This is a genomic window from Methylocaldum sp. 14B (genome assembly GCF_002005105.1).
Taxonomy (GTDB): domain Bacteria; phylum Pseudomonadota; class Gammaproteobacteria; order Methylococcales; family Methylococcaceae; genus Methylocaldum.
Genome location: NZ_MSCV01000050.1, coordinates 1 through 24779, shown reverse-complemented (window position 1 = coordinate 24779; position 24779 = coordinate 1). Strand labels below are relative to the sequence as shown.

Sequence of the window (24779 nt, the reverse complement as noted above, 5' to 3'; positions counted from 1 at the left end):
ATAGTTAAGAAAGTAAAGCCACAAGTGCCCCCTCTCCCTCTGGAAGAGGGGGGTGAGAGCGATTCGAATAGGGCTTTACTTTCTTTACGCACGGTAATCACTTGCTTGGTTCAAGCAACGACCGGCGTGATTAAATGCCATTTGGAAATTCCGCTCATTATCCAGCAACAAGAGGTGCCATTATGAACAGTGACAGTGCGGACATCGGGCTAATAGGATTAGCGGTCATGGGCCAAAACTTGGCGCTGAACATCGCCGATCACGGCTATTCCATCGCAGTCTACAACCGCAGCTCCGAGAAAACAGCGGAGTTCATGACGCGTTGTCGGCAGAAAGAGCCATCCGGCGAGCGCGTCCTGGGCTTTACCGATCTGAAGGAGTTCACCCAAGCCATTCGGCGTCCCCGCAAGATCATTCTACTGGTCAAGGCAGGCGCACCGACCGATCGCACCATCGAAAGCCTGCTGCCTCACCTCGATCCAGGCGACATCATCGTCGACGGCGGCAATGCGCATTGGCTGGACACCATACGCAGAGACAAGGAATTGACCGCAAAGGGATTTCGGTTTATCGGTTCCGGCGTCTCGGGTGGCGAAACCGGCGCGCGGTTCGGACCTTCTCTAATGCCGGGCGGCAGCCCGAGCGCCTGGGCCGAGCTCGAGCCGATCTGGCGCGCCATCGCCGCTAAGGTCGATCCGCAAAGTGGCGTACCTTTGGAAGGCGCCGCGCCCGGAAAACCGGTGGAGGGCGGCGTACCGTGCACTGCGTATATCGGACCGAACGGAGCCGGGCACTACGTCAAAATGGTGCACAACGGCATCGAGTACATCGATATGCAGTTGATCTGCGAAGCTTATTGGCTGATGAAACATCTGCTTGGGCTGGATGCCGGCGCGATCGGGGAGATCTTCCGCGAGTGGAATGGCGGCGAACTGTCCAGCTATCTCATCGAAATCACCGGGGACATCCTGGGACAGAAGGATCCGGCAGGCCCCGGTTTCATGGTCGACCAGGTGCTGGATGCAGCCGGCCAGAAAGGCACCGGCATGTGGACGGCTGCCAGCGCATTGGAACTGGGCGCACCGGCAAATTCGATCGCCGAAGCCGTATTCGCCCGTGCGTTGTCGGCCCTGAAAGAGGAGCGGGTCGAAGCCAGTCGATTGCTGAAAGGCCCGGATCTTCAGCCGGCGTCCAATTCGGCAGAGATCATCGATGCGGTCCGGCGCGCGCTGTATTGCTCCAAGATTTGCGCCTATGCTCAGGGCTTTCAGTTGCTGTCGGAAGCACAAAAAGCCTACGAGTGGACGCTCGATTTCGGAACCATCGCGCAGCTTTGGCGGGGCGGCTGCATCATCCGCGCGCGCTTCCTGCAAAAGATCACCGACGCCTACACCCGCAATCCGGGCCTGAAGAACCTGATGCTAGATCCTTATTTCAAGGACGTACTGCATGAAGGGCAAAGCCGCTGGCGGCAGACCGTAACCATCGCCATACAGAACGGCATGCCCGTCCCGGCGTTTAGTTCCGCACTGGCTTATTTCGACGGCTACCGGAGCGCCCGGCTCCCCGCCAATTTGTTGCAGGCGCAGCGCGATTATTTTGGCGCCCATACTTATGAGCGGACCGATCAGCCACGAGGCAAGTTCTTTCATCTCGACTGGCCGACGCCCGATCGTCCGCAGATAGAGGTCTAAACGGAATATTTCCGGCTTCTGTTTTCGATTCGGGAGCCCTGGAGCAACCGATACGACCAGCACAACCGACGTGCCATCCGACGGGTTAATGCTGAAATCAAACGGCTGACCGATCCGTCGGCTAACTCTGGTTCGATTGCTCTACAGCATTTTACAGTTTGGGTTAGCAGCCTCCTGGCTGTAGTAGGTCGGGAATCCTTTCCCGACATAGCGGGTCGATAAATGGCTTGGTCGGCAAAGGATTGCCGACCTACGGCTCTAAGTCGCCCGTACGCGCGCATTCCGCATGGACGATAGTTGAGTTACGGCTCGAGAGCATCTTGAATTCGGTTAGCCGCATTCTGCGCGGCTTCTATAACCTTCGCCGGGTTTACGCCGAGTATTTTCCCGTTATTCTTCAGCACTTGCCCTCCCACGAAGACCCATTCCACATTTCGAGGTTGGCCGTTGAACACGATTTGGCTAACCCAATCCCCACGTGGGGCAAAATTGAATTTCTCCGGATCTAGGATGATCAAGTCGGCCTGTTTGCCAGGCGTCAACGAGCCCACACGGTCGGACATATCGAGCAGCTTCGCCCCGTCCACGGTGGCCATGCGCAATGCGTCCGAGACCGTTGGATACACGTCGGGTCGAAGCGTCCTGGCGCGCTGCAGTCCTACCGCCGCCCGCATGTTATTGAACATGTCACTGGTGTCGTTCGTTCCCCCGTCCAGGCCGAGACCTACCTGAACGCCGGCTTGCTTTAGCTCCGGAAGGCGAATCACACCCGATGCCAAGCGCATATTACTGATCGGGTTGTGGAGAACGCGCACGTCCTGGGCTGCGAGTATCCCGATTTCCTCGTCGGTGAGGTGGATTGCGTGTGCACCCAGGAGATCCGGGCCGAGGGCGCCCGACTCCGCGAGTACGTCGAACATGTTTTCGTCGCGGTCCTCGATATTTTCCAACAGGTGAACATGGTGTTTTACGCCCAATTCCTTGGCCAGCTTCGCCATCGCCTTGACGTCCTGACGCAATGCGTCAGCCGGGTGGGATGCAACCTGAAAACTCGCCTTGGGATTGGGATCGATCAGGGTCTGCTTGACCAGCTTCATATGGGCGATAACGCCAGGGTCGTCGCGTCCGAAATACGCAAACACGAAACGCAGCCCTGATTCGGTCAGCGCCTGGAGTTCTCCCCGAACGAATTCCGGCGTAAAGGCGTGGGACCATTCGACGGTGGTGGTGACTCCGGTGTCGATCAGGTCCAGCGTGCTCAGCCGTACGCCGGCATAGGCCTCCGAGCGCGACACGGTAATTTGCGGGTCGAACAAGGGAAGCACACAGGCATCCAGCCAACCCATGAGGTCCTGGTCTGTGCCGCAGCCCCGGATGAGCGACTGCCACAGATGATTGTGCACATCGACAAAGCCCGGCATGACGATCATCCCGGTGGCGTCCACGACACGCCCCCCGGTACTTCGCAGATGCTTGCCGACCGCCGCGATCTTGTCTTTTTCGATCAGAATATCGGCGTTCTCCACGATCCCCAAATCGCCCGCGCCAACCGAGGAATCCATGGTCAAGATGAGGGAGGCATTTCGAATCAGCGTTTTGGCGGATTCGGCCAAAGACACCGAACAGAAGAGGACTGCCCAAGCGATCAGGAAAAAGGCGATGATCGCCGGACGACAGAGGCGGACGTTTTCGATCATGAATCGATCTCCTGAACAGAAAAGCGAATCGCGCCGTGATCAGGCTACGCTCGGAGAAAGCGATTGTCACGGTCCAAGCAGGTACTCTCGTCGCTCAGGCATCACTACCACGACCGCAATCTGCATTGCGCCCCTGCGCGCAAACATACCCTTGGCTACCCTTCGGATATACCATTGTGAAGTTGATTCTCATCCTGGTTTTGTCCATGTCGTGCGGTTGCGCTCACCGGCAGTTCGTCACCCAACCCTATCCCCGATGGGGACAGGAGGTATGGCTGTCCAGAAATGACCGCGACAGCCCGTTGCCGATGCGCGTCCAAATGCCGCCACGACCCGCGGTCGCTCCGGCCTGTATCCTGATCGTCCACGGCATGAACGAATACATCGGCCGCTACGACGAGATCGCCGCCTATTTTGCGAGGCGTTTCATCGTGGCGGGTTTCGATCTTTACGCTCACGGCTTGTCCAATCCGAGCCTGTTGGCCGCCGACCGGGCCATTACTGGCGGGGCTTCCGAGTTCGACGTCAGCGATGCCTATTTGGCGCAGGCGAGCTTGCGCAATCTGGAGCCGATGCGGCGAGACTTGGATCAAGTGCTGCGGCGCCTGATCGAGGTCTGCGATCAGCGCGGCAAACCGGGTCTTCCGATTTTTATCCTTTCCCACAGCCTGGGTTCGTTGATCTCAGCGTCTTATCTGCTCGAACAAGCGCCGGGGGACGATTTACGATCCCGGATACAAGGCATCGTATTCCTAGGCCCCGCCTTTTCGGTGACCGAGGTTCCGGGCTGGCGCGGCTATTTTCAAACGCCTGTCGTGAAGCTGTCCTTTTACGCCGAGGAGCATTTTCTTCGTTCTCATGGCGAGCTGCTTCCGTTGCTGATTGCCAACCAGGCATTGGCGCTCGTTACCGTCCCTTTGCTGGACGGACTGTTCGAGGTGCTGTCGTGGCCGGGCCTGCGGCATATCTTTTCCCCCACGACACCGGGTTGGGTACCGGATTACTTGAGCGACTGGGAAGACGAGAGGGCACGCCACCGCGCCGACGCCTATATCATCCGCCGCAGCATCCTGCGCTACGTGAAGGGCGTCGAAGGGGAGATCGTTCGCTTCAGACGGCATATGGAGGAGTTGTCCACCCCTTATTTCCTCATTTATTCCGCCGGCGACCCGATCACGCCGGCCTGGGGCAGTCACGATTTTGCCGGCAAGACCTTCGATAAGCACCCGGATAACCAAATCCTGCCGCTCATCGATAAGGTTCACCACGAACAGCTGTTTTCCGCGCCGCCATTGCGTCACGAACTGCTCAGGAAAATCGAGGGATGGCTGGACCGCCGTCTTAGCTCCATAAACCAAGTTGCCGCCGAGAGAGCGAATAATACGCGATGATCCCATGAGCGTGTTAAAGAGGCGACTTAGGCCGCCCCGCCTATGTCCGATTTGAAAACGCCGGCTCGCCGCGCAGCGATTTGTTCCCGTAGCGCCCGCTGTCGAATACGGTCGATCGGGAAATTCCACATGATCGGCAGCCCCGACGCGATGACCAGGCACGGCAGCCAGCCGTAAATCACCAATAGCCATTTTTTCGCTTCGGGGGCTTGAACGGGGGCGGACGGCTCGAAACCGAAGGCGGCAGGGAGGGCGGTGCCCAAGAGAACGCCCAGGGCGACGGCCAGTTTGATGGCTATGCCCCACACCGCGAAAAAGAGGCCCGTCCGTTGCCGGCCCGACGCGACGATGTCGTGATCGACCACATCGGCAGCGATAGAGTTCGCCAACATGAAAATCGAAGCCAGGCTTGCGCCTCTCAATATGATCAAGGTCACATAGAGCACCGTATCGCCCCGGTCGACCCAGGGAAACCCCAAGCTCCACAATCCGATCCAAAGCGCGGCGAGAATGATCGCCCGATGTTTGCCGATGCGATTCGCGATACCCATCCAAACCGGCACCATGGCAAGCGAGACGAGGTTTTCGGCAAGGATCATCGTGGCGAAGATGTCGGGGCGGCCGACCACATGGGTCAATACCAGTCGATGCAGCGTGGCTTGAATCAGGACCGCCGTACCCAGCAGCAGCAAGGTAATCAAGGTCCGCATGAAAGCCTGATTGCGCAATACCAGCCGGAGCCCCGCCCAACCGCCGAGGCGTTCGCCCGCCAGTTCCTCAGACGGAAATTCCGGCACTTTGGTCAGCGCCACGATCACCAGTGGCGGTAAACTGACAACGATGATGATGGCGATGACCCGGAGCTGATCACGGTTTTCCACGTACCCCAGATAATCCAAGACGGACAGCACGCCTAGGAACAATATCTGGCCAAGCGCGCCTAATCCTTCGCGCCAGGCCGCTACATGCGTACGCTCGGTGTAGTCCGTCGAGAGTTCGGCGCCCCATGCCTTGTGGGGTAGATCCACCAGGGTGAAGGCGAAGAAGAGCAGGCTCGCCCAGACAAACAGATAGAGCAGCGAAACCTTGCCGGCCGGTGCGAAGATCATCCAGGCGGACAGCATCAGGAGCGGCGTCCCGATGGCAATCCAAGGCTTGCGGCGGCCCCATCGCGTCTTGAGGCGGTCGCTCAAAATTCCGATGAGGGGATCGCTGACCATATCCAGCGCCCGCGACGCGGCGATCGCCATGCCTACCCCGGCGAGCGGCAAAGCCATGTCATCGGCGTAAAAGGCGGGAACGAAGAGCGCCACCGGCAAGGTCGCCACCGCATGCGTGAGATGCGGCGCCGCATAGTACAGCATGATCTTGTGGTGAAGCGGCGGTCTGTCCATGATATTGCGGAAAGACAATAATCCCGGAGTCTACCCGCCTTGCTGACGATTTCAATGCTGGAAAGCGGTCCGGTTTCCAGTGGTCTCTTTAAACCGGGCGGCCGCATTTCATTCGTATGCCGGCACCGCCCGAAAAATCGACGGTGCGCTTCGCCGATCATGCCCAGGAGGAAGTTTTGCGGATTATCGTGATCAGCGATGCCTGGCATCCTCAAATCAACGGCGTCGTCACGACCTTGACGAATACCCGTCGCGCGCTGGAAAAGTCGGGACACACGGTCGAAATCATCACGCCCGATCGGTTTCGAACCTGGCCGTGTCCCGGTTACCCCGCTGTGGGGCTGTCCTTCCTGTGCGGCCCCCGTCTTCGGCCTCTGATCGAAGCCTTCAAGCCGGACGCGATGCATATAGCCACCGAAGGGCCGATCGGCTTCGCGGCTCGCCGTTACTGCCGCGCGAAAGGATTTCCGTATACAACGTCCTACCATAGTCATTTTCACGAATATCTGAAGCTCCGGGCCGGCATACCCTATTGCGTGAGCTGGACGTATCTCCGCTGGTTCCACAGCCGAAGCCATCGGGTCATGGTCGCAACGGAATCTCTCGCGAACGAGTTGGCCTCTAAGGGTTTTCGCAGGCTGGTGCGCTGGTCGCGGGGTGTCGACACAGAACTCTTTCGGCCCTGGGGAAAGGATTTTCTCGGGGACGAGCGCCCGATATTTCTGTACGCCGGCCGTGTCGCCATCGAAAAGAACATCGAGGCCTTTCTCCGCCTCGATCTGCCTGGCACCCGATACGTCGTCGGCGACGGGCCGCAACGAAAAGAGCTGGAAATGAAATATCCCGAGGTCCGCTTCGTGGGCTATCGGACCGGAGAGCCATTAGCCCGCTACATGGCGGCGGCGGACGTCCTGGTATTTCCCAGCCGGACCGATACCTTCGGCTTGGTGATGCTGGAGGCGCTCGCCTGCGGCGTTCCGGTCGCCGCCTATCCGTTGCGGGGCACACGGGACGTGATCCGGGACGACCGCGTGGGTATCTTGGACAACGATCTCCGGCACGCTGCCCTTACAGCCTTGTCGCTCGATCCGCAGGAGTGCCGGCGTTATGCACGGGAATTTTCGTGGGACGCATGTTCCCGACAGTTCGTTGAAAACTTGGTCCCGATGGCGATGAGAGCCGATTGAATTCGGCGCGGCTACGAAGCCATCCCCGCTTTTCGCCGTTTTCAAAAACGCAACGGACTTTTTGTCTCCTTGAGCGAGACACTCGGCACCGTATGGGTCTAACTCATCATCCTAGAAACGGCAGTTGACCGCTTAGATGGAGTGGAAAAGCCTTGTGGATTCTGACCGTTCCACCTTCTACCGATTTCACCACTTGGGTGAAGTCGCTACGCACCCGATTGCACGGCTGGCGAGCCGTCTGGCGGTGTTGCTCCTCCTTGTGGGGGGCGGCCCCACGGTGTCGTCGCGCCTTGCCATCCAGCCCGCCAGCCGCACACTCGGACGCGTCCAACTGGCGTTTCTAGGATCATCGTTTGCGCATGACTGAGCCGCACAAGGCCTGAAGGGCGCAGTAGTTCGCCTGCAATCGATGACTGGCGAAACCGTCGCGGAACATCTGCACCGTTCATGGCTAGCTTTGGCGCACGCGGCTAAACGCATCGCGCCAGGCTGAGAGGCAAAGGATGTGTGAGTTATATCTCGCTTAACATGGAGGACAGGATATGACTGCAAACGGCCAAAGGAACATCGCGTTTTCTCTCGGAGGGATAGGCGGCTCAAACGCCCATGGGGCCGGCTTCCTGCACGCCGCCCAAAAGGAAGGGAAAACCCCGACGCAGCTTTCCTGCACGTCCGGCATGATTTACTGGACCTGGCGCTGGCTGGAAGGGCACGACCTCGAACAGGAATTCAAGAACTCGGCCGATGATACCCGTTCGGAGATATGGCGCCAGCTGCCGCCATCCATGCTCCGATCGTGGCTGGCTTATCTGTATGGCGGCGAGGGCGTGTTCCGGCCGGCGATTCCGGAATATTTCACGCGCCTTTTCTCCCGATGGTATCGGACTCCCCCGGAACGGTGGTGCGATCTCTGGTTTCCCGCGCAACTCCTGGTGCCGACACGCTCCGAGGAGATTTATCACCAAATCGCAGAGGCGTTCAACGCCAGCGATATCGCGATTTTCTTCAATAGCTTCAGCCCGCGTTTAGGGACCGAGCACCTTCACATGAACACCGCCGCGTGGGAGGCGTACCGCGCGGTCCAGCAGGAGCGCCGGGAAAAACGTCCAGACGATACGCACACGCAGGAGATGCGGAAGAGCGGTGATCTGCCGTCGGTCAAGGCGGAGAAAATCACGGCGGAGGCGGTTCGGGATGCGCTCTGGCTCAGTCTTTACGGATTTGAGCGCGATGGAAAGCCTCAAGAGCGCATCGACGGCGCCTATGCCCGCCAGTTCATTCTGTCGGAGTTGAGCGCCGCCCATGTGATCTATATCCCGCGGCCGCAGCGGTACCAATGGGTGGGCGAGTTGCCGGAAAGCTTTATCGAGGTTCAGGACCTGGAGACGGAGCTTTGGTTCAACGGCGCCTATGCCCAGCAACTCGCCCGCATCGAGTTGGTCAACCGTCTGTTGCGCAACGAACGACTGAAAGGCGCTCTGGAGGAGCAAGGCTTCCACGAGATCGAGCTCGTTCCCATCGAGATTCCGGTGCAGCGTGGCTTCTTCAACTACTTCATCGAGGACACGAGCGTCTTCTATCATGCCGTCGAGCAATCGGCTCTGGCCTTGCGGGATTAATCGGCTGCGATCAGGATGATTCTGACGCCTACCTATCTCACGCTACCGCTTTGCATCGGGCAGCAGGAAAATCACCGTTCCTCGATACGCCGGATGTTTCCTGACTGCGGCCAAAGCGTCCGGATCGTACTGGCCGTGCTCGACGAGGCCGAGTTTGAAGGGCACAGACAGCCCTCGGGCGAATAGGCGCTCGAAATAGCGTCGGTGGTCTTTTATCGGCCCTTTTCCTTGATAAGCCTGGAACACGATCTCATCCACCACGCCTTGCAGGGCATTCAGATCCTCAAGCTTCCCCTGGCTTGCCCAATCCATCAGGCCCGTTACGCTCAGGCGATAACGGGCCGGCAGACGGGCTCTGACCTGCCCGAGCAGTTCCCCGTAACGGTCGAGATTTCGGGTACGGGCATCGAAATCGATCTGGATTCCCCAGACCTGGTTACGTTTTGCCTCGAACGCGGCGAGATCGCGTTCCACCTGCCGTTGCAGCGGCTCCGGCCATTCCATGGCTTCGAGGCGGTACACCAGAACGACGGGGTGAGGCGATGCGGTTGGGGGAGGGAAGCCGCGGCGCTGGAAAAGCGTATCGCCGCCGCGCACCAGAAGCTCGCCCTCGAACAGATAGAGTCTGCCGGCGTCGTCCAGTATCCGCGCAAGATGCACGTTCGGATGCCAGGCCCAGTAGTCAACAGCGGCGCGCGCGCTGCCGAACCACGACGCACAGCCGGCCAGAACGATTGCCGCCCAGGCGCGAAGCCGCCGCCTCACCAATAATATTTCTGCCCCGTGGCCCAAGGCGAATTCTTGTATTGGGTTTTCAGCCGCTTGAACCATGCCGCCCGTTGCGCTTTGGGAATGTCCTGATCGCCGCAATGATTATTGCCCGACGAAGCGAAGCAGGTAGTGGCCCGATGCAGGGCATAGGCCAGGTCGTCATCCGTTCGCGCCAGGCCACGCCGTTCGATGGTTTCGCGGTAATAATCCATGCTGGTGTAGGTCTTCCCGCCGAAGGCATCCTCGGCCGGCGTGGCCGGCAGTCCGTAGTCGCCCGGTTCATGCCAGCGATGGAGATCGAAATCGACGGGATCTGCGTCGGCGATGACCGGAGCAGGGGCATTCCAATTCCAAGTGCGGAGAAAATCCCCCATGCAGTTAAGCCAGCGTCCCGAATCCGGCGTCTTTTGCAGGGCGGCGAGCAGTTCCCTGAACGCGGGACAGGTATAGCCTTCCTTCTCTCCCTCGGATGACAGCGGCGCCAACGTGTCTCCGGCCAATGCGAATTCGGTGGGCGGATAAGCGGCCAATATCAGCTCGGCTGCGGCGAAGTCGCGGTGCCGCACCCATTGGCTGACCAGCCTGAAATAGGCGAGCGATTTTGTACGGGGCGGCAGATCATCCCGCTTGAGGAGGCTTTCCAATAAGGGCGGTTTGGCCTTGTGAATAAAGTAATCCTGAACTTCGGGGAGGGCGACAGGGGAATCCTTGGCATAAACACTGTCCAATCGGCCGGTTTCGTTCCAGGTCAAGGCCAACAGCCATTGCGCCTGTATTTTTTGCCCCGGATGTTCAACGGTTTTCAGCGTTTCCAGCCAATGGCTTTCGGCTTCCGGAAATTGCCGCAGCGCCATTAGGGAAAGTCCCCGCAATACCCAGCGGCTGTAGGCCAGGTTCGAAGGCTTTGCCGCGATGCGCTCGGATGCGGTCTGCCGGATCAGCTCCGGATAATTCTTTTCCATCCAAAATGCATGCGCCAAGGCGAGGTAGGACCAGAGCGGTTCGAGCCCGGCGTTGGCGAAGTCGCCCCGATGCGCCGCGAGCATTTCGACATCCACCGGAGGCACCGACGGCTCGCCTTCGTTCTGCGGCCGCCAGGAGGCAAGCGTGCCGAGACTTGCAAGAACCGGCGAAGGCCAGAGGGCATCAACGATGTTCCCCGCCGGATCGGCCTTGCGTTCGGTTTCGTCGATGAAATCCAGGACGGTTTCGCTCGTCGTGCCGTTACCCATCGTCGCCAGCCAGGCTTGATAATCCGCGGCCAGCGCCGCGTTGTCCGCCGCCAGCCAATGAATTTTCCGAAACAAGCCCTTGGCGGATTCGGCATAACGTCCTTTCGGATACGTCTTCAGATAATCGCCGAAGGCGGAGGCCGCCTGGTCCAAAAACGCCTTGTCGATGTTCTCGGCACTCGGTTCGCTCCACATATCGAATCGGATTTGCGCCTGGTTCAAAGCCACCCGTCCCAACATGTAAAGCGAAGCTTCTCGCACCCAGTCCGGCGCGTCGGTCGCGAGGGCCTTGAATTGGGCTAGCGCCGGCTCATATCGGCCGGCGTAGAAGTTCGCCGCCGCTTCGAGATAATGGGCATAGGGCTTGGCCGCCTCCGATACCGGAAGCGGCTGATGACCTTCCATCGCTTTCTCGCACAAGCCTGCAAATCGCAAGCGCTCCTGAGCCAGCAGCATCCCGTCCTGGCCGGGCAGGGTAGCGTTCTTGAGCTCCTTGAGAAACGCCTCGACGGCTTGAACATTGTCGGTCAGGCAGCGCCCATAACCGCTTGCCGCCAAGCGCTGCAAATCGCTCGCAACGCTGTCGCCGCCGACAACACCGAGATCGGCTGCTAGGGAAGTCACGGTGTTTTCAGATTCCGCCGCGGCGGGATTCGCCGGCTCCATGAACTCGCCGTAATGAAACGGCATGGCCTTCGGCCGGTAATGAACGACGCCCTGATCTTCGAGCAATAATCCCAGGTTACCGCGGCTATCGTTGTCGGGCGCAAGAAAATAGGCATTGGGAAACTCGCCGCACCAGAAATCGCACCCATCGCCCGATGCCAGCGCGACGGCGGAAGCGAAAGAGAGTGGAAAAATCAGAAATTTAGCTGACAGCTTCATTCGGCTCATCCTCGAATGACCAGAACGAAACTTCCCCCTAAAATCGCCGCTGTGGCGGGTTGGCTCGTTTTTCATTCTTATTCTCAGGGTTGGGTTTATCGATATTGAAACTTCTATCGACAAATTCTAGGTAAGCCTTCGAAATCTACATACTTTGCGAGCACGGTAGGGCGGGTTAGGCGGCAGCCGTAACCCGCCGTGTATGCCGCGGAAATGCCGATTACGCGAGTGCGCAAATCCTCCCTCTTGGCTAAGACTCCAAAACGGATCGGCATTTAGGTTCCGGATCGAATCGCCTCCAACGATCTCGCCCCGACTCCCAGATCTCGCCACTTCGCCGGATGGCAGGTAAACAGCAGAATCTGGTGCCGCGTCGCGGCATCGAACAGCACGCGTTTCATCTGCGCGAGTCGCTCCTCGTCGCAGTGGACGAGAGCGTCGTCGAGGATGATGAGGGTGGGGCGGCCGGCGTCGCGCAATAGCCCTGCATAGGCGAGCCGGCTGATGATGCCCATCTGTTCGCGCGCGCCGAAGCTCAAGTCCTCGAAGTCGCCGAGTTCCGATCCGTTCGATCCGACGCGCGTCAGCGAGCCGGGCGAGAGGTTTTCGTCGATGTCGAGGCAGGCGGCTGGGAACAGGAGCTGGAGATAGCGGTTGAGGTGTTTTTGCAGTGGGGCCTGAAGTCTCTGGGTCAAGGCGCGGCGCTTGTCGCGCAGCAGTTTCAGCAGGTGGTCCAGCGCGTCGGCGCGGCGGTGCAGTTCTTCGACCCTGCGCTGGATCTGCGCGTGGTCGCGGGCGAGTTCCGCGCGGCGCTCTTCCAGCCCTTGGGCGCCGGTCGTCTGAAGCTCGACTTGTAGGCTCATCAATTGGTCGCGGCGCTCGTTGAAGCGCTTTTCGAGCTGCTCGGCGCTGAGGCGGAAACGCTCGATATCCTGTTTCAGAATATCGGGGCGTGCTTCGGCCAATTGCCGAGTCAATACCTCGATACGGGCGACCAGGGTGGATTGCTCGGCACGGGCGTCGACCAGGTCCCGGTTTGCCGCCGCCACTCGGTCGGGCCGCTGCGGATCGTCTACTACGGCGCGCGCGGCTGCGAGTTCGCGCGTCGCGGTTTCGAACGCCGTCTGCTCTTTGCCGGCGGCGAGCCGCGCTTCGTGCAGGCTGTCGTTGATCCGCGCGAGCGATTGCCGGCCGGATTCCTCGGCGGTTTCCGCCTCGGCGACGGAGGGGAGTTTGGCCGCCTTCGGGGTTTCGGGCGGAAGCTGGCTCAGGGCTTTTTCGATTTCTTGGACGCGCGCTTGCTGGACGGCCAATTCGGTCCGAAGCGGCTCGATACCCTGTGGGGCGAGTGCTTTCAGTGTGGCGTCGGCCGTTTTGATGTCGGCAAGCTGTCGAGTGTGGGTGTGATAACGCGCTTCGGCGGCTTCCAGCGAGGGCAAGCCGAGCCGCTGCAGCAGGGTTTCGTGTCTATCGGCGAGTTCTTTCGCTTCGGCGCGAAGCTGGGACAGGTCGGAGCCGCCGGGCGCGATTTCGAGTTGGCCCAGCCCCGGCAGCGTGAGGGGGGTCGTTTCGAGCAGCAGTCTTTCGCCCTTGCTGGTGACCGATTCGGCGCCGATTCCGATGCTACGGCCGTCTTCGATCGCGAAGCGCAGCCGTGTCGCAGCCGTGTCGAGCCGGATTTGCGTTTCGCGAATCTGCCGGTGTTGATCCCGCAGCAACTCGAGATCTTTAAGCTTGATCTCGGTGACGGCGGCTTGCCGTTTCAATTCGACCACGGCGGCCTGCTCCGTCTCGGCTCTTGCGAGTGCCTCGGCGGCGTTTTTCAGCTTCAGCCGGCCGGCGTCAAGCTCCCGTGTCAGGCTGAGCCGGGTATCCGCCTGACGGGCAAGGCGCAGCGTCTCGCGAGCCGCCTCGTGGCGCTGTTCCGCTTCGGCACGCTTCGACTGCCATTCCTCGACGAGCGCGGTTGCTCCTTCCAGCCTTTGCCGGATGGATTCGCGTTCTGCCTCGCGTGTTTCGAGCTCCTTCTCCTGCCGCCCGAAGGTTTCCAGTTGACCGTGCAGCAGCCTGATCCGCTCGTCGACCTGGGTCGCGCGCAATTTCTCGGTGGCTAAGGTTTCTTCGACGCGCCCGATAGCCTCCAGCTTTTCGGCCGCGGCTCGTTCCTGTTCGCGAAAGCCGATCCAGGGCTTTTCGGCTTCGTCGGCGGCGTGTTCGCGGCGCAGGGCAGCGAGCGTATCGACTTTCTGGCGATAAGCGGCGATTTCCGAGTCGAGTTCACGAATGGCGTTCGCCAGTGCAGCCTCCTGATCGAGCGCCTCGGCATACACTCCCCGCGGCTTGCCGGCCGAAGGAGTCAGCAACTCGTTGCGGGCGGCTTCGACCGTCGCCAGAACCGAATCGCCGCCGCTGCTGGCTATCTCTCCCAGCGATGCGTTCAGAGCAGTACGAAGGTGGTCTATCGCATGCGTCACCGAGTCCCGAATGTCGTGCCCGGCTCCCTGCTGGATCCACAACAACCCCGGAATGCCCCAGTGCTCGGAACCGCTGGCGCCCCGGCCGGCGTAGCGAAAACCCAGGAGTTCCGCGAGATGGTCTTCGGCCTCGGCACTGTCCAGCCGCTGCGTGCCGATCTGCAGCTCGCAGCGCTTCTTGCCGAGAAAACTCTTGAGGAGCCTGTAATGAGTATCCCCGATGGCGAACTCCAGTTCGACGGTGGGGGATGCCGATGTATCGCCCCAGGGACGCAGGTCGTCGACGCTGCCGGAACGATGCCGTTCAAAGAACGCAGCGCGGATGGCCGAGACGATCGTGCTCTTGCCGGCTTCGTTCGGTCCGGTGAACAAATTTAGCCCCGGTTCGAGGTCCTTGATCTCGATCGGTTGCCGGAACTTCTTGAACTGTTCGATACGGATGCGGGAAAGTCTCACAAGGAACCTCCGGCTTTCGCGTGCTGAGCATCGAGGATGCCCGCCAGCAGGGCCAGCGCTTCCCGTGCGACTTCCGCGTCCGCTCCGTCCTGGCTTGCGCGGAGCTCGGCGATGACTTCGCCCAGATAGCCGTCCGCTTTCAAGGCGTCGATGTCCTCCGCGGTCGGTTCGAGACGTAAAGCGGACAAATCGGCCAAGAGGCTCCGAGCGTTGCCGCGGGCTTGCTCGATAGCCACGCAAAGACGCCGGTATCCGTCGAGATCGGTTTGTCCGGACAGTTCAAGCTGCACGACGTCCGCCGGTCCGAAAGCCGAAATTTTCGGCAACGCTAGCTCGACATCGCTCGGCACCTGAAGCGCTAGCGCTTCCGAATGCCAGCGGTATTGGCCAGTCGCGACCGGCGTCACCGTCGGCACTGCACGCGGTTCCGACAGTTCGACCAGCAGCGCCCGGCCGGATTCGTTGGATCTGAAGCGATCGGTTTCCGGCGTGCCGCTGTACCAGGTGCGCGGATCGATCTGTTTCGTGCCGTGCCAGTCTCCGAGCGCGAGGTAATCGAGGCGCGCCTGCTCGGCACGTTCAGGGGCGATCGGGTTGGGCGAATCGATGTCTTCCGGCAGGATGCCCTGAACGCTGCCGTGGGCCAGTCCGACCCTCAGCATGCCGACGGACGTCTCGGCCCCGGCGAACCATTCGGTCAGGTCGGTATGGGTATGGCGCTGGGTCAGCGGTGCCGGCAGCACGGCGACGCCGATCGATTCGAGCAGAACGGGCTCCGGCTGCAGGCAGACGGTCACATTTGCGGGAATGGCCTTGAGGCGGAGCGCGCGGGTCCAGACGGATTCGGCGAGCGCCGAATCGTGGTTCCCCGGAAGCAAGATCCACGGCCCTTCGAAACCCGCCATCGAATGGAAGAGCCGGTGGATGGTCTTGTCTGCGACGCCCTGCGCATCGAAAACATCCCCCGCGACCAGCATGAGGTCGACTCGGTTTTCGGTTGCCAAGCTCGCGAGTCTTTCGACGGCCTTGAATCGAGCTTCCGCGAGAAGAGCGGCATCGTCGGGCTCGAACTGTCCGAACAGCTTGCCGATCTGCCAGTCGGCGGTGTGCAGTAGCTTGATCAAACGGATGTCCCCGGTTGTAAAGGGTTATTGACGATCGACGAATAGTTTAACGTGAATAACCGATTGACAAGCTCGGTTATCTTCAAGTAAAAACCTCACAAAACACATGGAATTAAAAAGCCTGGGCAAGGACCGCCGGCGAGTGACGGCGCACACTCTTTGGAAACGAATCGCGCCGAACCATGCGTCAACGATGCTTGAGCCATGCCCGCAGGCGCTCGAGCGTCTGATCAGGCCGCTCATTTCCGCAATCCGTCGATCCACACGAACAAAAATATCAGGGGGAGTGGATGGTGAATTCCGAAAGCTTTTACGATGTCATGCGCCGGCAGGGCATCAGTCGCCGCAGTTTTCTGAAATACTGCGGGCTGACCGCGTCGGCTCTGGCCCTGGGGCCGCAGTTCGTCGGCCAGATCGTCCACGCGATGGAAACCAAGCCGCGCACGCCGGTCCTGTGGCTACACGGCCTGGAATGCACCTGCTGTTCCGAATCCTTCATCCGCTCGGCGCACCCGCTGGCCAAGGACGTGGTGTTGTCGATGCTCTCGCTGGACTACGACGACACGCTGATGGTATCCGCCGGCCATCAGGCCGAGGCGATACTCGAAGAGACCATCCGCAAGTACAAGGGCCGCTACATCCTCGCGGTGGAGGGCAATCCGCCGCTGAACGAGGACGGCATGTTCTGCATCATCGGCGGCAAGCCTTTCGTTGAGCAGCTGCGTTACGCCGCCAAGGATTGCCTCGCGGTGATCGCCTGGGGCTCCTGCGCCTCCTGGGGCTGCGTCCAGGCCGCCAAGCCGAATCCCACCCAGGCCACTCCGGTGCACAAGGTGATCACCGACAAACCGGTGATCAAGGTGCCGGGCTGTCCGCCCATCGCCGAGGTCATGACCGCCGTCGTCACCTACATGCTGACCTTCGACAAACTCCCGGACCTGGACGCCCAGGGACGTCCCAAGATGTTCTACGGTCAGCGCATCCACGACAAATGCTATCGGCGCCCGCACTTCGACGCCGGACAGTTCGTCGAGACCTGGGACGACGAGGCCGCGCGCAAGGGTTACTGTCTCTACAAAATGGGCTGCAAGGGACCGACCACGTACAACGCCTGCTCCACGGTGCGCTGGAACGGCGGCGTGTCGTTCCCGATCCAGTCGGGCCACGGCTGCATCGGCTGTTCCGAGGACGGGTTCTGGGACAAAGGGCCTTTCTACCACCGCGTGACCGGTTTGAACGCCTTCGGCATCGAGTCGAATGCCGACACCGTGGGGTTGATCGCGGCCGGTGCGGTCGGTACGGCGATCGCGGGCCACGCCGCCGTCTCGGTCGGCAAGCACGTGAAAGGCAAAGAATCCGAAAACGATAAGAACGAGCGAGAACACGTATGACGGTCACTCAAACGCCGAACGGCTTCAAGCTGGACGACAGCGGCAAGCGCATCGTCGTCGATCCGGTCACCCGTATCGAAGGCCATATGCGCTGCGAGGTCAACCTGGACGAAAACAACGTGATCCGCAACGCGGTGTCCAGCGGCACCATGTGGCGCGGTCTGGAGGTAATCCTGAAGGGCCGGGACCCGCGCGACGCCTGGGCCTTCACCGAGCGGATCTGCGGCGTCTGCACCGGCACCCACGCACTGACGTCGGTGCGCGCGGTCGAGGATGCCCTTGGAATCAGCATTCCGGAGAACGCCAACTCGATCCGCAACATCATGCAGCTAACCCTGCAGGTTCACGACCATCTGGTGCATTTCTACCATTTGCACGCGCTGGACTGGGTGGACGTGGTCAGCGCGCTGAAAGCCGACCCGAAGGCAACTTCGGAACTCGCGCAGAGCATTTCGCCGTGGGCGAAGTCCTCGCCGGGGTATTTCCACGATATCGCCACGCGGCTGAAGAAGTTCGTCGAGAGCGGCCAGCTCGGACCGTTCGCGAACGGCTATTGGGGCAATCCGGCCTACAAACTGCCGCCGGAAGCCAATTTGATGGCCGTTGCGCATTACCTCGAAGCGCTCGATTTCCAGAAGGAAATCGTCAAGATTCACACCGTTTACGGCGGCAAGAACCCGCATCCGAACTGGCTGGTGGGCGGCGTACCGTGCGCGATCAACGTGGACGACATCGGGGCGGTCGGCGGGATCAACATGGAACGTTTGAACCTGGTCTCGTCCATCATCGACCAGACCATCGAGTTCATCGAGCAGGTTTACCTACCCGATTTGCAGGCCATCGCGTCCTTCTACAAGGATTGGCTCTACGGCGGCGGCCTGTCGTCAACCAATGTGCTAGCCTACGGCGATATCCCGGAAAAGGCCAACGACCCATCCGCCGACAATCTGCGCTTGCCGCGCGGAGCCATCATCAACGGCAATCTGAAGGAGATTCACGAGGTCGATCTGAGAGATCCGGCCCAGATCCAGGAGTTCGTGACGCATTCCTGGTATCGCTATCCGGACGACGAAATCGGTCTGCATCCCTTCGACGGCGTGACTGAACCGAACTTCGTGCTCGGTCGCAACACCAAGGGCACCCGCACCAACATCGAAAACCTGGACGAGAGTGCCAAATACTCGTGGATCAAGGCGCCTCGCTGGCGCGGCCACGCCATGGAGGTCGGCCCGTTGGCCCGCTATATCGTCGGCTACGCAAAGGGAATGCCGGAAATCAAGGAACCGGTCGACAAGTTGCTGCGCGACCTCGGTCTGCCGCTGGACGCGTTGTTCTCGACCCTGGGCCGTACCGCCGCGCGAGGACTGGAAGCTCAGTATTGCGCAAGGCTGATGCGGCATTTCCAGGACAAGTTGATGAGGAACATCAAGGCCGGTGACCTGAGCACCGCCAACGTTGCCAAATGGGAGCCGAAAACCTGGCCCGCCGAGGCACGGGGCGTCGGCACCACCGAGGCGCCGCGCGGGGCCTTGGGACATTGGGTGAAAGTCAAGGACGGGAAGATCGAAAATTATCAGTGCATCGTGCCGACCACCTGGAACGGTTCCCCGCGCGATCCGGCCGGCAATGTCGGCGCATTCGAAGCCGCGTTGATGAACACACAGGTCGAAAAGGCGGAAGAACCCCTGGAAATCCTGCGTACCCTGCACAGTTTCGACCCTTGTCTGGCTTGTTCGACCCATGTGATGGACCGGGACGGGCAGGAATTGACGCGAATCCGTGTTCGCTAGCGTACGAGGTATCCTATGCGTTTCAAACAACAAAGCTTTCTGTTGCTGATATTGTCCATCTGCGCCGGTCAGGCCGTCGCCCATACCGGTTTTCACCCGGTGGAAGGATTCGCGAGCGGTTTCGTTCATCCCTTGCTCGGCGCCGATCATCTTGCGGCGATGGTGTGCGTGGGCGTGTGGGCAGCGCTGGTGACCACCGAGCCGGGGCGATTGTGGCGATTGCCCGCGGCGTTCATGGCGGCCATGGTTCTGGGCGGTGCGCTGGGAGCATTCGGGGTGGTGATCACCGGGGCGGAGCCTGCCATTGCCGCATCGGTCCTGGCGCTGGGGCTGTTGCTTTTGGGTAAGGTTCGGCTTTCGGGCGTGCTCGCTGGCATGATCGTCGGCCTTTTCGCCGTGGCCCATGGCTATGCCCACGGCCTCGAAATGGCTCAAGGCGCCGCGTTCGCCGCCTATGCGGCCGGATTCGTGATCGCCACGGGCTTGCTGCATCTCCTCGGCATCGTGCTGGGCCGTTGCCTGCTCCGGGTGCCGGGCATGTATCGCGTCGCCGGCGGGGCCGCCAGCGTGTTCGGAGTCGCTCTGCTCGTTCAGGCCTGGTGAGGGGGCTACCATGTCCGCTATCGATTCGGTGCAGAACCCGGTTTATGTCTACGAACGGCCGGTGCGCCTGTGGCACTGGGTAAACGCGCTGGCCCTGGTGGTGCTCGCCGTTACCGGTTACTTGATCGCTTCGCCCTTGGTCGCTCCGGATGGCGAAGCCAGCGAGCACTATCTGATGGGCTATGTGCGCTTCGTGCATTTCGCGGCCGGTTACGTACTGGCGGTCGGTTTCATCGGCCGCGTCTACTGGGCGCTGGTCGGCAACCAGTATGCGCGCGAGCTGTTCGTGCCGGCGATACACCGCGCCGAATGGTGGGACGGCCTCTGGCACGAAATCAAATGGTATCTGTTTCTGGTGCCGGAACCGCGCAAGCACGCGGGCCACAATCCTCTCGCCAACATGGCCATGTTCGTGTTCTACGTGCTGGGCGCGTTGTTCATGATTGTGACCGGTTTCGCGCTGTACGGCGAAGGCTTGGGGCAGGGGAGCTGGGCCAGCCGCTGGTTCGGCTGGGTGATTCCGCTGTTCGGCCAGAGCCAGGACGTTCATACCTGGCATCATGTGGGCATGTGGTATCTGGTCGTGTTCGCCTTGATCCACGTCTATGTCGTCATCCGCGAACAACGGCTGTCGCGGCAATCCATGACCGGCACGATGATCGACGGCTGGCGCAATTTCCGGGATGATAGGCCATGAACCGGATTCTGATTCTCGGCATCGGCAATGTACTGTGGGCCGACGAGGGATTCGGGGTGCGTGTCGTGCAGGCGCTGCAACGAAACTACGACTTTCCCGAATCGGTGCGGCTGATGGACGGCGGCACCCAGGGATTGGCCTTGCTGCCCTACGTGCAGGAAGCCGATACGCTGATCATCGCCGATGCCGTGGATTTCAAATGCGATCCGGGGACGCTGGTGGAATTGCGCGATGCAGAGGTGCCGGCTTATTTGGGAGCAAAGAAGATGAGCCTGCATCAGGTCTCCTTTCAGGAGGTGCTGGCCTTGGGCGAACTCCTCGGCCATACGCCGCGGCATTTGTACCTCGTCGGCGTTCAGCCTTGCGTGTTGGAGGATTACGGCGGCAGTCTCAGCGAGCCGGTCAAGGCCATGCTGGAACCGGCGATGGCCCGCATCCTCCAGTATCTGGCCGAACTCGACATCGTTGTCGAGAAGCGGACGCAGGCGGGGCCGGATTCCGATCCCTTAGGCATGGCGGCCTACGAGGCTCGGCGTCCATCGGCAGGGGAGGCCTGTCGAGTCGGAGATGAACGCTTTCTGGCACTGCGGAGCGACTGAGATGTGCATAGGCGTTCCGATGCAAGTCGTTCGAGCGGAACCGTTTCAGGCGTGGTGCAAGGGCGCCGACGGTGAGGGAATGGTCGACATGCGTCTGGTTGGATCGCAGCCGGAGGGTACCTGGGTATTGACGTTTCTTGGCGCGGCCCGAGAGGTTCTCGAGCCCGAGCGCGCCGCGCAAATTCAGGCCGCGTTGGCGGGACTCCGCGACGCCATGGCCGGCCATTATGACCCGGCCGCGGCCTTCGCCGACCTGGTGGATCGGGAGCCTCAGCTACCCGACTTCTTGCGGGAGCCGACATGACCCTGGCGGAAATGTTCGATCGGCTTTCGGGCAGCCCGGCCATTAACTTGGTGGATAGAGAGGGCCTGGCCGAGTTCGCCGCGGCGCATCCGCAATGCCTGGTCGGTTTTTTCAACGACCCCAAAGCCCATCCGGAGAACGCCGATCTCGCCGTGGTTCTTCCGGAACTGCTGCGCGCGTTTCCGTCGCTGCGAGCGGCGGTCTTGAAACCCGAGGCCGTTGTATCCGTGGCCCGGGACTACGGCGTTGCGGTCTATCCCGCGCTGGTATTCTTGAACGACGGCCAGACATCCAAGATCATGGCACGCATACAAGCCTGGACCGATTATCACAGTCAGATCCAGCAATGGCTGGACGGGGAGGGTTAATGACCATGCTCGAACAGCACAGCCCGGTGGCCACCGAGAACGCCGCGCCGGTCACGCCTTTTGACGATCCCGAATGCGGCTATCTCGCGATGCCGCAAGGCATGCACAGCTTTTCGATGCCGCTGCCGGGGGAGATTCCCGCCTGCCAGGCCGGCATCGCCGTCGTGCGCCGATTGGCCGAGTGCTTGTCCGCCGAGTTGAACGGTATCGATTCGGACCGCATCCATCTCGATTCGTACGACGAAGAAACCCGCCGTTTTCTCGACCAGGTGTTGGGCGACGGGGAGGTCAGCGCCTTGATCGATGCTGACGATGTGCGCTGGGCGATACGCGAGTCGGTGTTCATCGGGGTTTGGCGGCTGCGCGAATTCCGCGCCGGAGGAACCGTTCGGGACTATCTCGAAGTCGGCTCGGTTCCGTCGGTGTTGCGGCATGCCGGAACGTACACGGCCGGCGTCGAACGGCCGCGGTCTTTCCCGGACGGCCTCATGAACGCGCCTTCGCTATTGACGGAGCTGTTCGCCAAATCGGTCGCCTTCCAGGAAGGACAAAGCGAGGTCATAAATCTGTCGCTGCTGCCGATGACCGAAAACGACCTGGCTTATCTGGTCGAAGTGCTGGGACTGGCCGGCGTGTCCATATTGTCCAAGGGTTACGGCGACTGCCGCATCCGTCTGACGGGCTTGCCCAATGTGTGGTGGGTCCAGTATTTCAATGCCAGCGACCAAATGATCCTGAATACCGTGGAAATCACCCCGATTCCGCAAGCGGCGCAGGCTACCCAGGAGGATTTCGAGGATTCGCTGCAGTGGATCGAGGAACTGCTCGCGATGCTGAAGGAAAGCTGATCGTGGCCGATGCAACGCGCTTCGAATGCCGCGTCTGCTGGCACGTCTACGATCCGGAGGAGGGCGATGTGCAGGCGCAGATTCCGCCCGGCACCGCCTTTTCCGACCTGCCGGAAAACTGGTGCTGTCCCCGTTGCGACGGGGCGAAATCGGGCTTTCTGCCGTGCTCGGAGGTTTAGCGGATTTTACCGTGCGGCGCCGGGATTCTCGTAGGTCGGCAATCCTTTGCCGACGAATACCCGCTTGCCGACCTGCTGCGTCGGGAAAGGATTCCCGACCTACGACTGTTCGGGAGATCAGCGCTGATACGGTCGTTTTTATTGATAGCCGAACCGTCGCGCGGTCGTGATTCACCGTTGCTCTAGGGTGGCCGTTGAGCACTAACATCGGCACCGCGGAACTGCTGATTCGCTGCGGCATTTCCTCCGAAACGATCGTGTCCGTGAGCATCACGCCGAGGCCGCTCCTTCCGGTCGAGCGCCTGGCGCTGGGCAAACCGCCGGAAGCGGTGCCCACGCTCTTCGGGCGGCTGTTTTCCCTCTGCCCGAAGGCGCACGCCAAGGCCGCGGCTAGGGCGCTGGAAGATGCGCTGGATATTTCCGTATCGCCGAATCTGGAGCGGCTTAGGGACTTGCAGACCACGGTGGAGCGGGTTCGCGAACTGAGTCTGAATCTGCTGTTGGCGTCCGACGGACGAATTTCCCCTTGGCCGCCCCGTTTGATCACCCTGTGTCGGCGTTTGATCGCGGCACTCGGAGGCGATGCCGTGCACTGGCCGGCAGCGCCTTTCGAACCGAATGCCGCTGAATTACGTGTCGGGGCGACCGAGCTCGAGGCTCTAGTGAGTCATTTGCTGGGCGGTCTGTGGCATACGCCGCAGCCAGACCTGGAAGCGGTCCGGCATTGGCTGGAGCACGATACATGCGCGGCAGTGGCGTGGATGCGACCCGCATTACAGCCCGGCTGGCCCGATTTCGGCCGCTGTTCCGTGAAAGGGCTTCCGATGTTCACCGACGCGATGCTGGAAGCAGCGTTGGGGCCGGGAGTGGCGCGCGTGAATTCCGACTCCCCCGAATGGACCGGCGAGCCGCGCGAGACCGGCTGCCTGGTCCGCCAAAGTTCCGATCGGCTGGTACGGGAAGCCTCCTCGGTTTACGGGAACGGCTTGTTCACCCGCATGCTCGCGAGGATCGTCGAACTGAAATGCCTGGCGAGGACGCTGATCCGGGATATCGAACATCTCGGTCCGATCGGCTCCGACCCGTCGCCGCTACCCAGACACGGCACCGGCGTGGCGCAGACGGAAGCGGCACGCGGCCGGCTGATGCACCGCGTCGAGGTAGCCGGCGGTCTCGTCCGCGGCTATCGCATCCTGGCGCCCACCGAGTGGAATTTTCATCCGCGCGGCCTGGTGTATCGGGCGCTACTGGGCACGACGGTCGGCGATGCGGATTCGGCCGGGGCTCGGATCGATGCTTTTCTGCATGTCGTCGATCCTTGCGTCGATTTTCGATTGATTCTGGAACGGGCCGAGCGCCCCGCGTCGCCCGCGGAGGGGTAACCGTATCCGCTGGAAGGAAACCTTGAACCTGAGCGTGTCGATCGCGTCTTTCGACGTTGCCCGGGCTCGATCCTTCGGCCGGTCGAGACCAGCGTCCGGCCTGCTCGCCCCGAACAACTTGGACCAATGGCCGTTCGTCCCATGTCGACCGAAGGATTCAAGAGGGGATGGAGCGGCCGATGTGACATTGCGGGCATTTCGGAGATTCAATTGCGGTTTTTGGGTTGAACGGTATGGATCTTGCCGTTACATTTTCGGCCAGCCATGTCATGGCGCTGTCGCGGGGGTTACGTAACCTCGGCGACGGTTTCGGGATTACGGCGGGGCGCGCTCCTCCACGCCGATGGGAAATGTGACCCCGAATTCTTCGGCGTTCTTCCGCCGCTCTCGCGGCATCTCTGCAATAAGGAGTATTCGCAATCATGGAAGCACAAAAACACGCGATCGGAAATGGCCGGTCCTGGTCCGGAAAGCCGTCCCTCCAGGCGTTAACCGTTCTAGCCGCGATGGGGCTCGCTTCAAACGCTCACGCGGCAGTTCGCTACTCGATTACCGATCTCGGCACCCTTGACGTTGTCACCGGCATCAACAATGTCGGACAAGTCGTGGGCTACTCCTATACGCCCAGCGGCAGCGCCCGCGCTTTCGTAATGGTAGATGGCGTGATGACCGATCTCGGCACGCTCGGCGGGGA

23 protein-coding genes are annotated in these 24779 nt (G+C 60.9%); 17 read left to right on the top strand and 6 right to left on the bottom strand.

The window, feature by feature from the left end; genetic code table 11:
* Nucleotides 1-186 (top strand): hypothetical protein (locus B2A78_RS26460; RefSeq protein WP_205780897.1); only part of this gene is annotated, 186 nt, incomplete at its 5' end.
* Nucleotides 183-1694 carry an NADP-dependent phosphogluconate dehydrogenase gene (gene gndA, locus B2A78_RS24600; RefSeq protein WP_077732689.1) on the top strand — a complete coding sequence of 504 codons (1512 nt, stop codon included), beginning with the start codon at nucleotides 183-185 and terminating at the stop codon, nucleotides 1692-1694. The genes B2A78_RS26460 and gndA, both read left to right, overlap by 4 nt.
* A gap of 302 nt (nucleotides 1695-1996) precedes the next feature.
* Here gndA and B2A78_RS24595 read toward each other — a convergent pair whose 3' ends face one another.
* Entirely contained in the window at nucleotides 1997-3391 is a 1395-nt protein-coding gene (locus tag B2A78_RS24595; RefSeq protein ID WP_205780896.1) for an amidohydrolase family protein, read from the bottom strand.
* A gap of 176 nt (nucleotides 3392-3567) precedes the next feature.
* Between B2A78_RS24595 and B2A78_RS24590 the strand changes: the two genes are divergently transcribed.
* Complete coding sequence (locus tag B2A78_RS24590) at nucleotides 3568-4782, top strand: alpha/beta fold hydrolase (protein WP_240502673.1); 1215 nt, start codon at nucleotides 3568-3570, stop codon at nucleotides 4780-4782.
* Nucleotides 4783-4808: 26 nt separating this feature from the next.
* Here the strand turns inward: B2A78_RS24590 and B2A78_RS24585 are convergent, their stop codons facing one another.
* Nucleotides 4809-6176 (bottom strand): MFS transporter, encoded by a 1368-nt coding sequence (locus B2A78_RS24585; RefSeq protein WP_077732688.1) that lies wholly within the window; start codon nucleotides 6174-6176, stop codon nucleotides 4809-4811.
* Between the two features lie 116 nt (nucleotides 6177-6292).
* Here B2A78_RS24585 and B2A78_RS24580 point away from each other — a divergent pair, with 116 nt between their 5' ends.
* The 3 genes from B2A78_RS24580 (at nucleotide 6293) to B2A78_RS24575 (ending at nucleotide 8982) form a co-directional block, all read left to right on the top strand.
* Nucleotides 6293-7363: a glycosyltransferase family 1 protein gene (locus B2A78_RS24580; RefSeq protein WP_240502672.1), complete on the top strand. Its 1071-nt coding sequence runs from the start codon at nucleotides 6293-6295 to the stop codon at nucleotides 7361-7363.
* Between the two features lie 154 nt (nucleotides 7364-7517).
* Nucleotides 7518-7730: a hypothetical protein gene (locus B2A78_RS25900; RefSeq protein WP_143735309.1), complete on the top strand. Its 213-nt coding sequence runs from the start codon at nucleotides 7518-7520 to the stop codon at nucleotides 7728-7730.
* Between the two features lie 175 nt (nucleotides 7731-7905).
* A complete protein-coding gene (locus B2A78_RS24575) occupies nucleotides 7906-8982 on the top strand; it encodes a hypothetical protein (RefSeq protein ID WP_077732687.1) in 1077 nt (358 codons plus the stop codon).
* A gap of 42 nt (nucleotides 8983-9024) precedes the next feature.
* Here the strand turns inward: B2A78_RS24575 and B2A78_RS24570 are convergent, their stop codons facing one another.
* The 4 genes from B2A78_RS24570 to B2A78_RS24555 form a co-directional block, all read right to left on the bottom strand.
* Entirely contained in the window at nucleotides 9025-9747 is a 723-nt protein-coding gene (locus tag B2A78_RS24570; RefSeq protein WP_168175551.1) for a DUF3142 domain-containing protein, read from the bottom strand.
* Nucleotides 9744-11870: a hypothetical protein gene (locus tag B2A78_RS24565; protein ID WP_077732686.1), complete on the bottom strand. Its 2127-nt coding sequence runs from the start codon at nucleotides 11868-11870 to the stop codon at nucleotides 9744-9746. The genes B2A78_RS24570 and B2A78_RS24565 overlap by 4 nt, the downstream gene beginning before the upstream one ends.
* Nucleotides 11871-12145: 275 nt before the next feature.
* Nucleotides 12146-14800 carry an AAA family ATPase gene (locus B2A78_RS24560; protein ID WP_077732685.1) on the bottom strand — a complete coding sequence of 885 codons (2655 nt, stop codon included), beginning with the start codon at nucleotides 14798-14800 and terminating at the stop codon, nucleotides 12146-12148.
* Complete coding sequence (locus B2A78_RS24555; RefSeq protein WP_077732684.1) at nucleotides 14797-15924, bottom strand: DNA repair exonuclease; 1128 nt, start codon at nucleotides 15922-15924, stop codon at nucleotides 14797-14799. The genes B2A78_RS24560 and B2A78_RS24555 overlap by 4 nt, the downstream gene beginning before the upstream one ends.
* Before the next feature lie 290 nt (nucleotides 15925-16214).
* Here B2A78_RS24555 and B2A78_RS24550 point away from each other — a divergent pair, with 290 nt between their 5' ends.
* The 11 genes from B2A78_RS24550 to B2A78_RS24500 form a co-directional block, all read left to right on the top strand.
* The gene (locus B2A78_RS24550; RefSeq protein WP_077732683.1) at nucleotides 16215-17315 is read left to right on the top strand and encodes a hydrogenase small subunit; all 1101 of its coding nucleotides are present in this window, start codon (nucleotides 16215-16217) and stop codon (nucleotides 17313-17315) included.
* Nucleotides 17312-19105, top strand: a complete 1794-nt coding sequence (locus tag B2A78_RS24545) for a nickel-dependent hydrogenase large subunit (RefSeq protein WP_077732682.1) — start codon at nucleotides 17312-17314, stop codon at nucleotides 19103-19105. The genes B2A78_RS24550 and B2A78_RS24545 overlap by 4 nt, the downstream gene beginning before the upstream one ends.
* A gap of 15 nt (nucleotides 19106-19120) precedes the next feature.
* On the top strand, nucleotides 19121-19708 hold the full coding sequence (locus B2A78_RS24540; protein ID WP_077732681.1) for a HupE/UreJ family protein: 588 nt from the start codon (nucleotides 19121-19123) through the stop codon (nucleotides 19706-19708).
* A 10-nt stretch (nucleotides 19709-19718) separates the two neighbouring features.
* Entirely contained in the window at nucleotides 19719-20405 is a 687-nt protein-coding gene (cybH, locus tag B2A78_RS24535; protein WP_077732680.1) for a Ni/Fe-hydrogenase, b-type cytochrome subunit, read from the top strand.
* Complete coding sequence (locus B2A78_RS24530; RefSeq protein ID WP_077732679.1) at nucleotides 20402-21004, top strand: HyaD/HybD family hydrogenase maturation endopeptidase; 603 nt, start codon at nucleotides 20402-20404, stop codon at nucleotides 21002-21004. The genes cybH and B2A78_RS24530 overlap by 4 nt, the downstream gene beginning before the upstream one ends.
* Entirely contained in the window at nucleotides 20973-21308 is a 336-nt protein-coding gene (gene hypC / locus B2A78_RS24525) for a HypC/HybG/HupF family hydrogenase formation chaperone (protein WP_346425860.1), read from the top strand. The genes B2A78_RS24530 and hypC overlap by 32 nt, the downstream gene beginning before the upstream one ends.
* Nucleotides 21305-21676: a hypothetical protein gene (locus B2A78_RS24520; protein ID WP_077732677.1), complete on the top strand. Its 372-nt coding sequence runs from the start codon at nucleotides 21305-21307 to the stop codon at nucleotides 21674-21676. The genes hypC and B2A78_RS24520 overlap by 4 nt, the downstream gene beginning before the upstream one ends.
* Entirely contained in the window at nucleotides 21676-22524 is an 849-nt protein-coding gene (locus B2A78_RS24515) for a hydrogenase expression/formation protein (protein WP_168175550.1), read from the top strand. Before B2A78_RS24520 ends, B2A78_RS24515 begins: the two co-directional genes overlap by 1 nt.
* Before the next feature lie 2 nt (nucleotides 22525-22526).
* A complete protein-coding gene (locus tag B2A78_RS24510) occupies nucleotides 22527-22703 on the top strand; it encodes a rubredoxin (RefSeq protein WP_240502670.1) in 177 nt (58 codons plus the stop codon).
* A gap of 194 nt (nucleotides 22704-22897) precedes the next feature.
* Nucleotides 22898-24085, top strand: a complete 1188-nt coding sequence (locus B2A78_RS24505) for a nickel-dependent hydrogenase large subunit (RefSeq protein ID WP_077732675.1) — start codon at nucleotides 22898-22900, stop codon at nucleotides 24083-24085.
* Nucleotides 24086-24507: 422 nt separating this feature from the next.
* Nucleotides 24508-24779 (top strand): hypothetical protein (locus tag B2A78_RS24500; RefSeq protein WP_205780895.1); only part of this gene is annotated, 272 nt, incomplete at its 3' end.

What these genes read in the sequence shown, in the direction of transcription:
- gndA (WP_077732689.1), top strand. Translation starts at nt 183, where the DNA reads ATGAACAGTGACAGTGCGGACATCGGGCTAATAGGATTAGCGGTCATG.
- B2A78_RS24595 (WP_205780896.1), bottom strand. Translation starts at nt 3,391, where the DNA reads ATGATCGAAAACGTCCGCCTCTGTCGTCCGGCGATCATCGCCTTTTTC.
- B2A78_RS24585 (WP_077732688.1), bottom strand. Translation starts at nt 6,176, where the DNA reads ATGGACAGACCGCCGCTTCACCACAAGATCATGCTGTACTATGCGGCG.
- B2A78_RS24580 (WP_240502672.1), top strand. Translation starts at nt 6,293, where the DNA reads ATGCCGGCACCGCCCGAAAAATCGACGGTGCGCTTCGCCGATCATGCC.
- B2A78_RS24575 (WP_077732687.1), top strand. Translation starts at nt 7,906, where the DNA reads ATGACTGCAAACGGCCAAAGGAACATCGCGTTTTCTCTCGGAGGGATA.
- B2A78_RS24565 (WP_077732686.1), bottom strand. Translation starts at nt 11,870, where the DNA reads ATGAAGCTGTCAGCTAAATTTCTGATTTTTCCACTCTCTTTCGCTTCC.
- B2A78_RS24550 (WP_077732683.1), top strand. Translation starts at nt 16,215, where the DNA reads ATGGTGAATTCCGAAAGCTTTTACGATGTCATGCGCCGGCAGGGCATC.
- B2A78_RS24545 (WP_077732682.1), top strand. Translation starts at nt 17,312, where the DNA reads ATGACGGTCACTCAAACGCCGAACGGCTTCAAGCTGGACGACAGCGGC.
- B2A78_RS24540 (WP_077732681.1), top strand. Translation starts at nt 19,121, where the DNA reads ATGCGTTTCAAACAACAAAGCTTTCTGTTGCTGATATTGTCCATCTGC.
- cybH (WP_077732680.1), top strand. Translation starts at nt 19,719, where the DNA reads ATGTCCGCTATCGATTCGGTGCAGAACCCGGTTTATGTCTACGAACGG.
- B2A78_RS24530 (WP_077732679.1), top strand. Translation starts at nt 20,402, where the DNA reads ATGAACCGGATTCTGATTCTCGGCATCGGCAATGTACTGTGGGCCGAC.
- hypC (WP_346425860.1), top strand. Translation starts at nt 20,973, where the DNA reads ATGAACGCTTTCTGGCACTGCGGAGCGACTGAGATGTGCATAGGCGTT.
- B2A78_RS24520 (WP_077732677.1), top strand. Translation starts at nt 21,305, where the DNA reads ATGACCCTGGCGGAAATGTTCGATCGGCTTTCGGGCAGCCCGGCCATT.
- B2A78_RS24515 (WP_168175550.1), top strand. Translation starts at nt 21,676, where the DNA reads ATGACCATGCTCGAACAGCACAGCCCGGTGGCCACCGAGAACGCCGCG.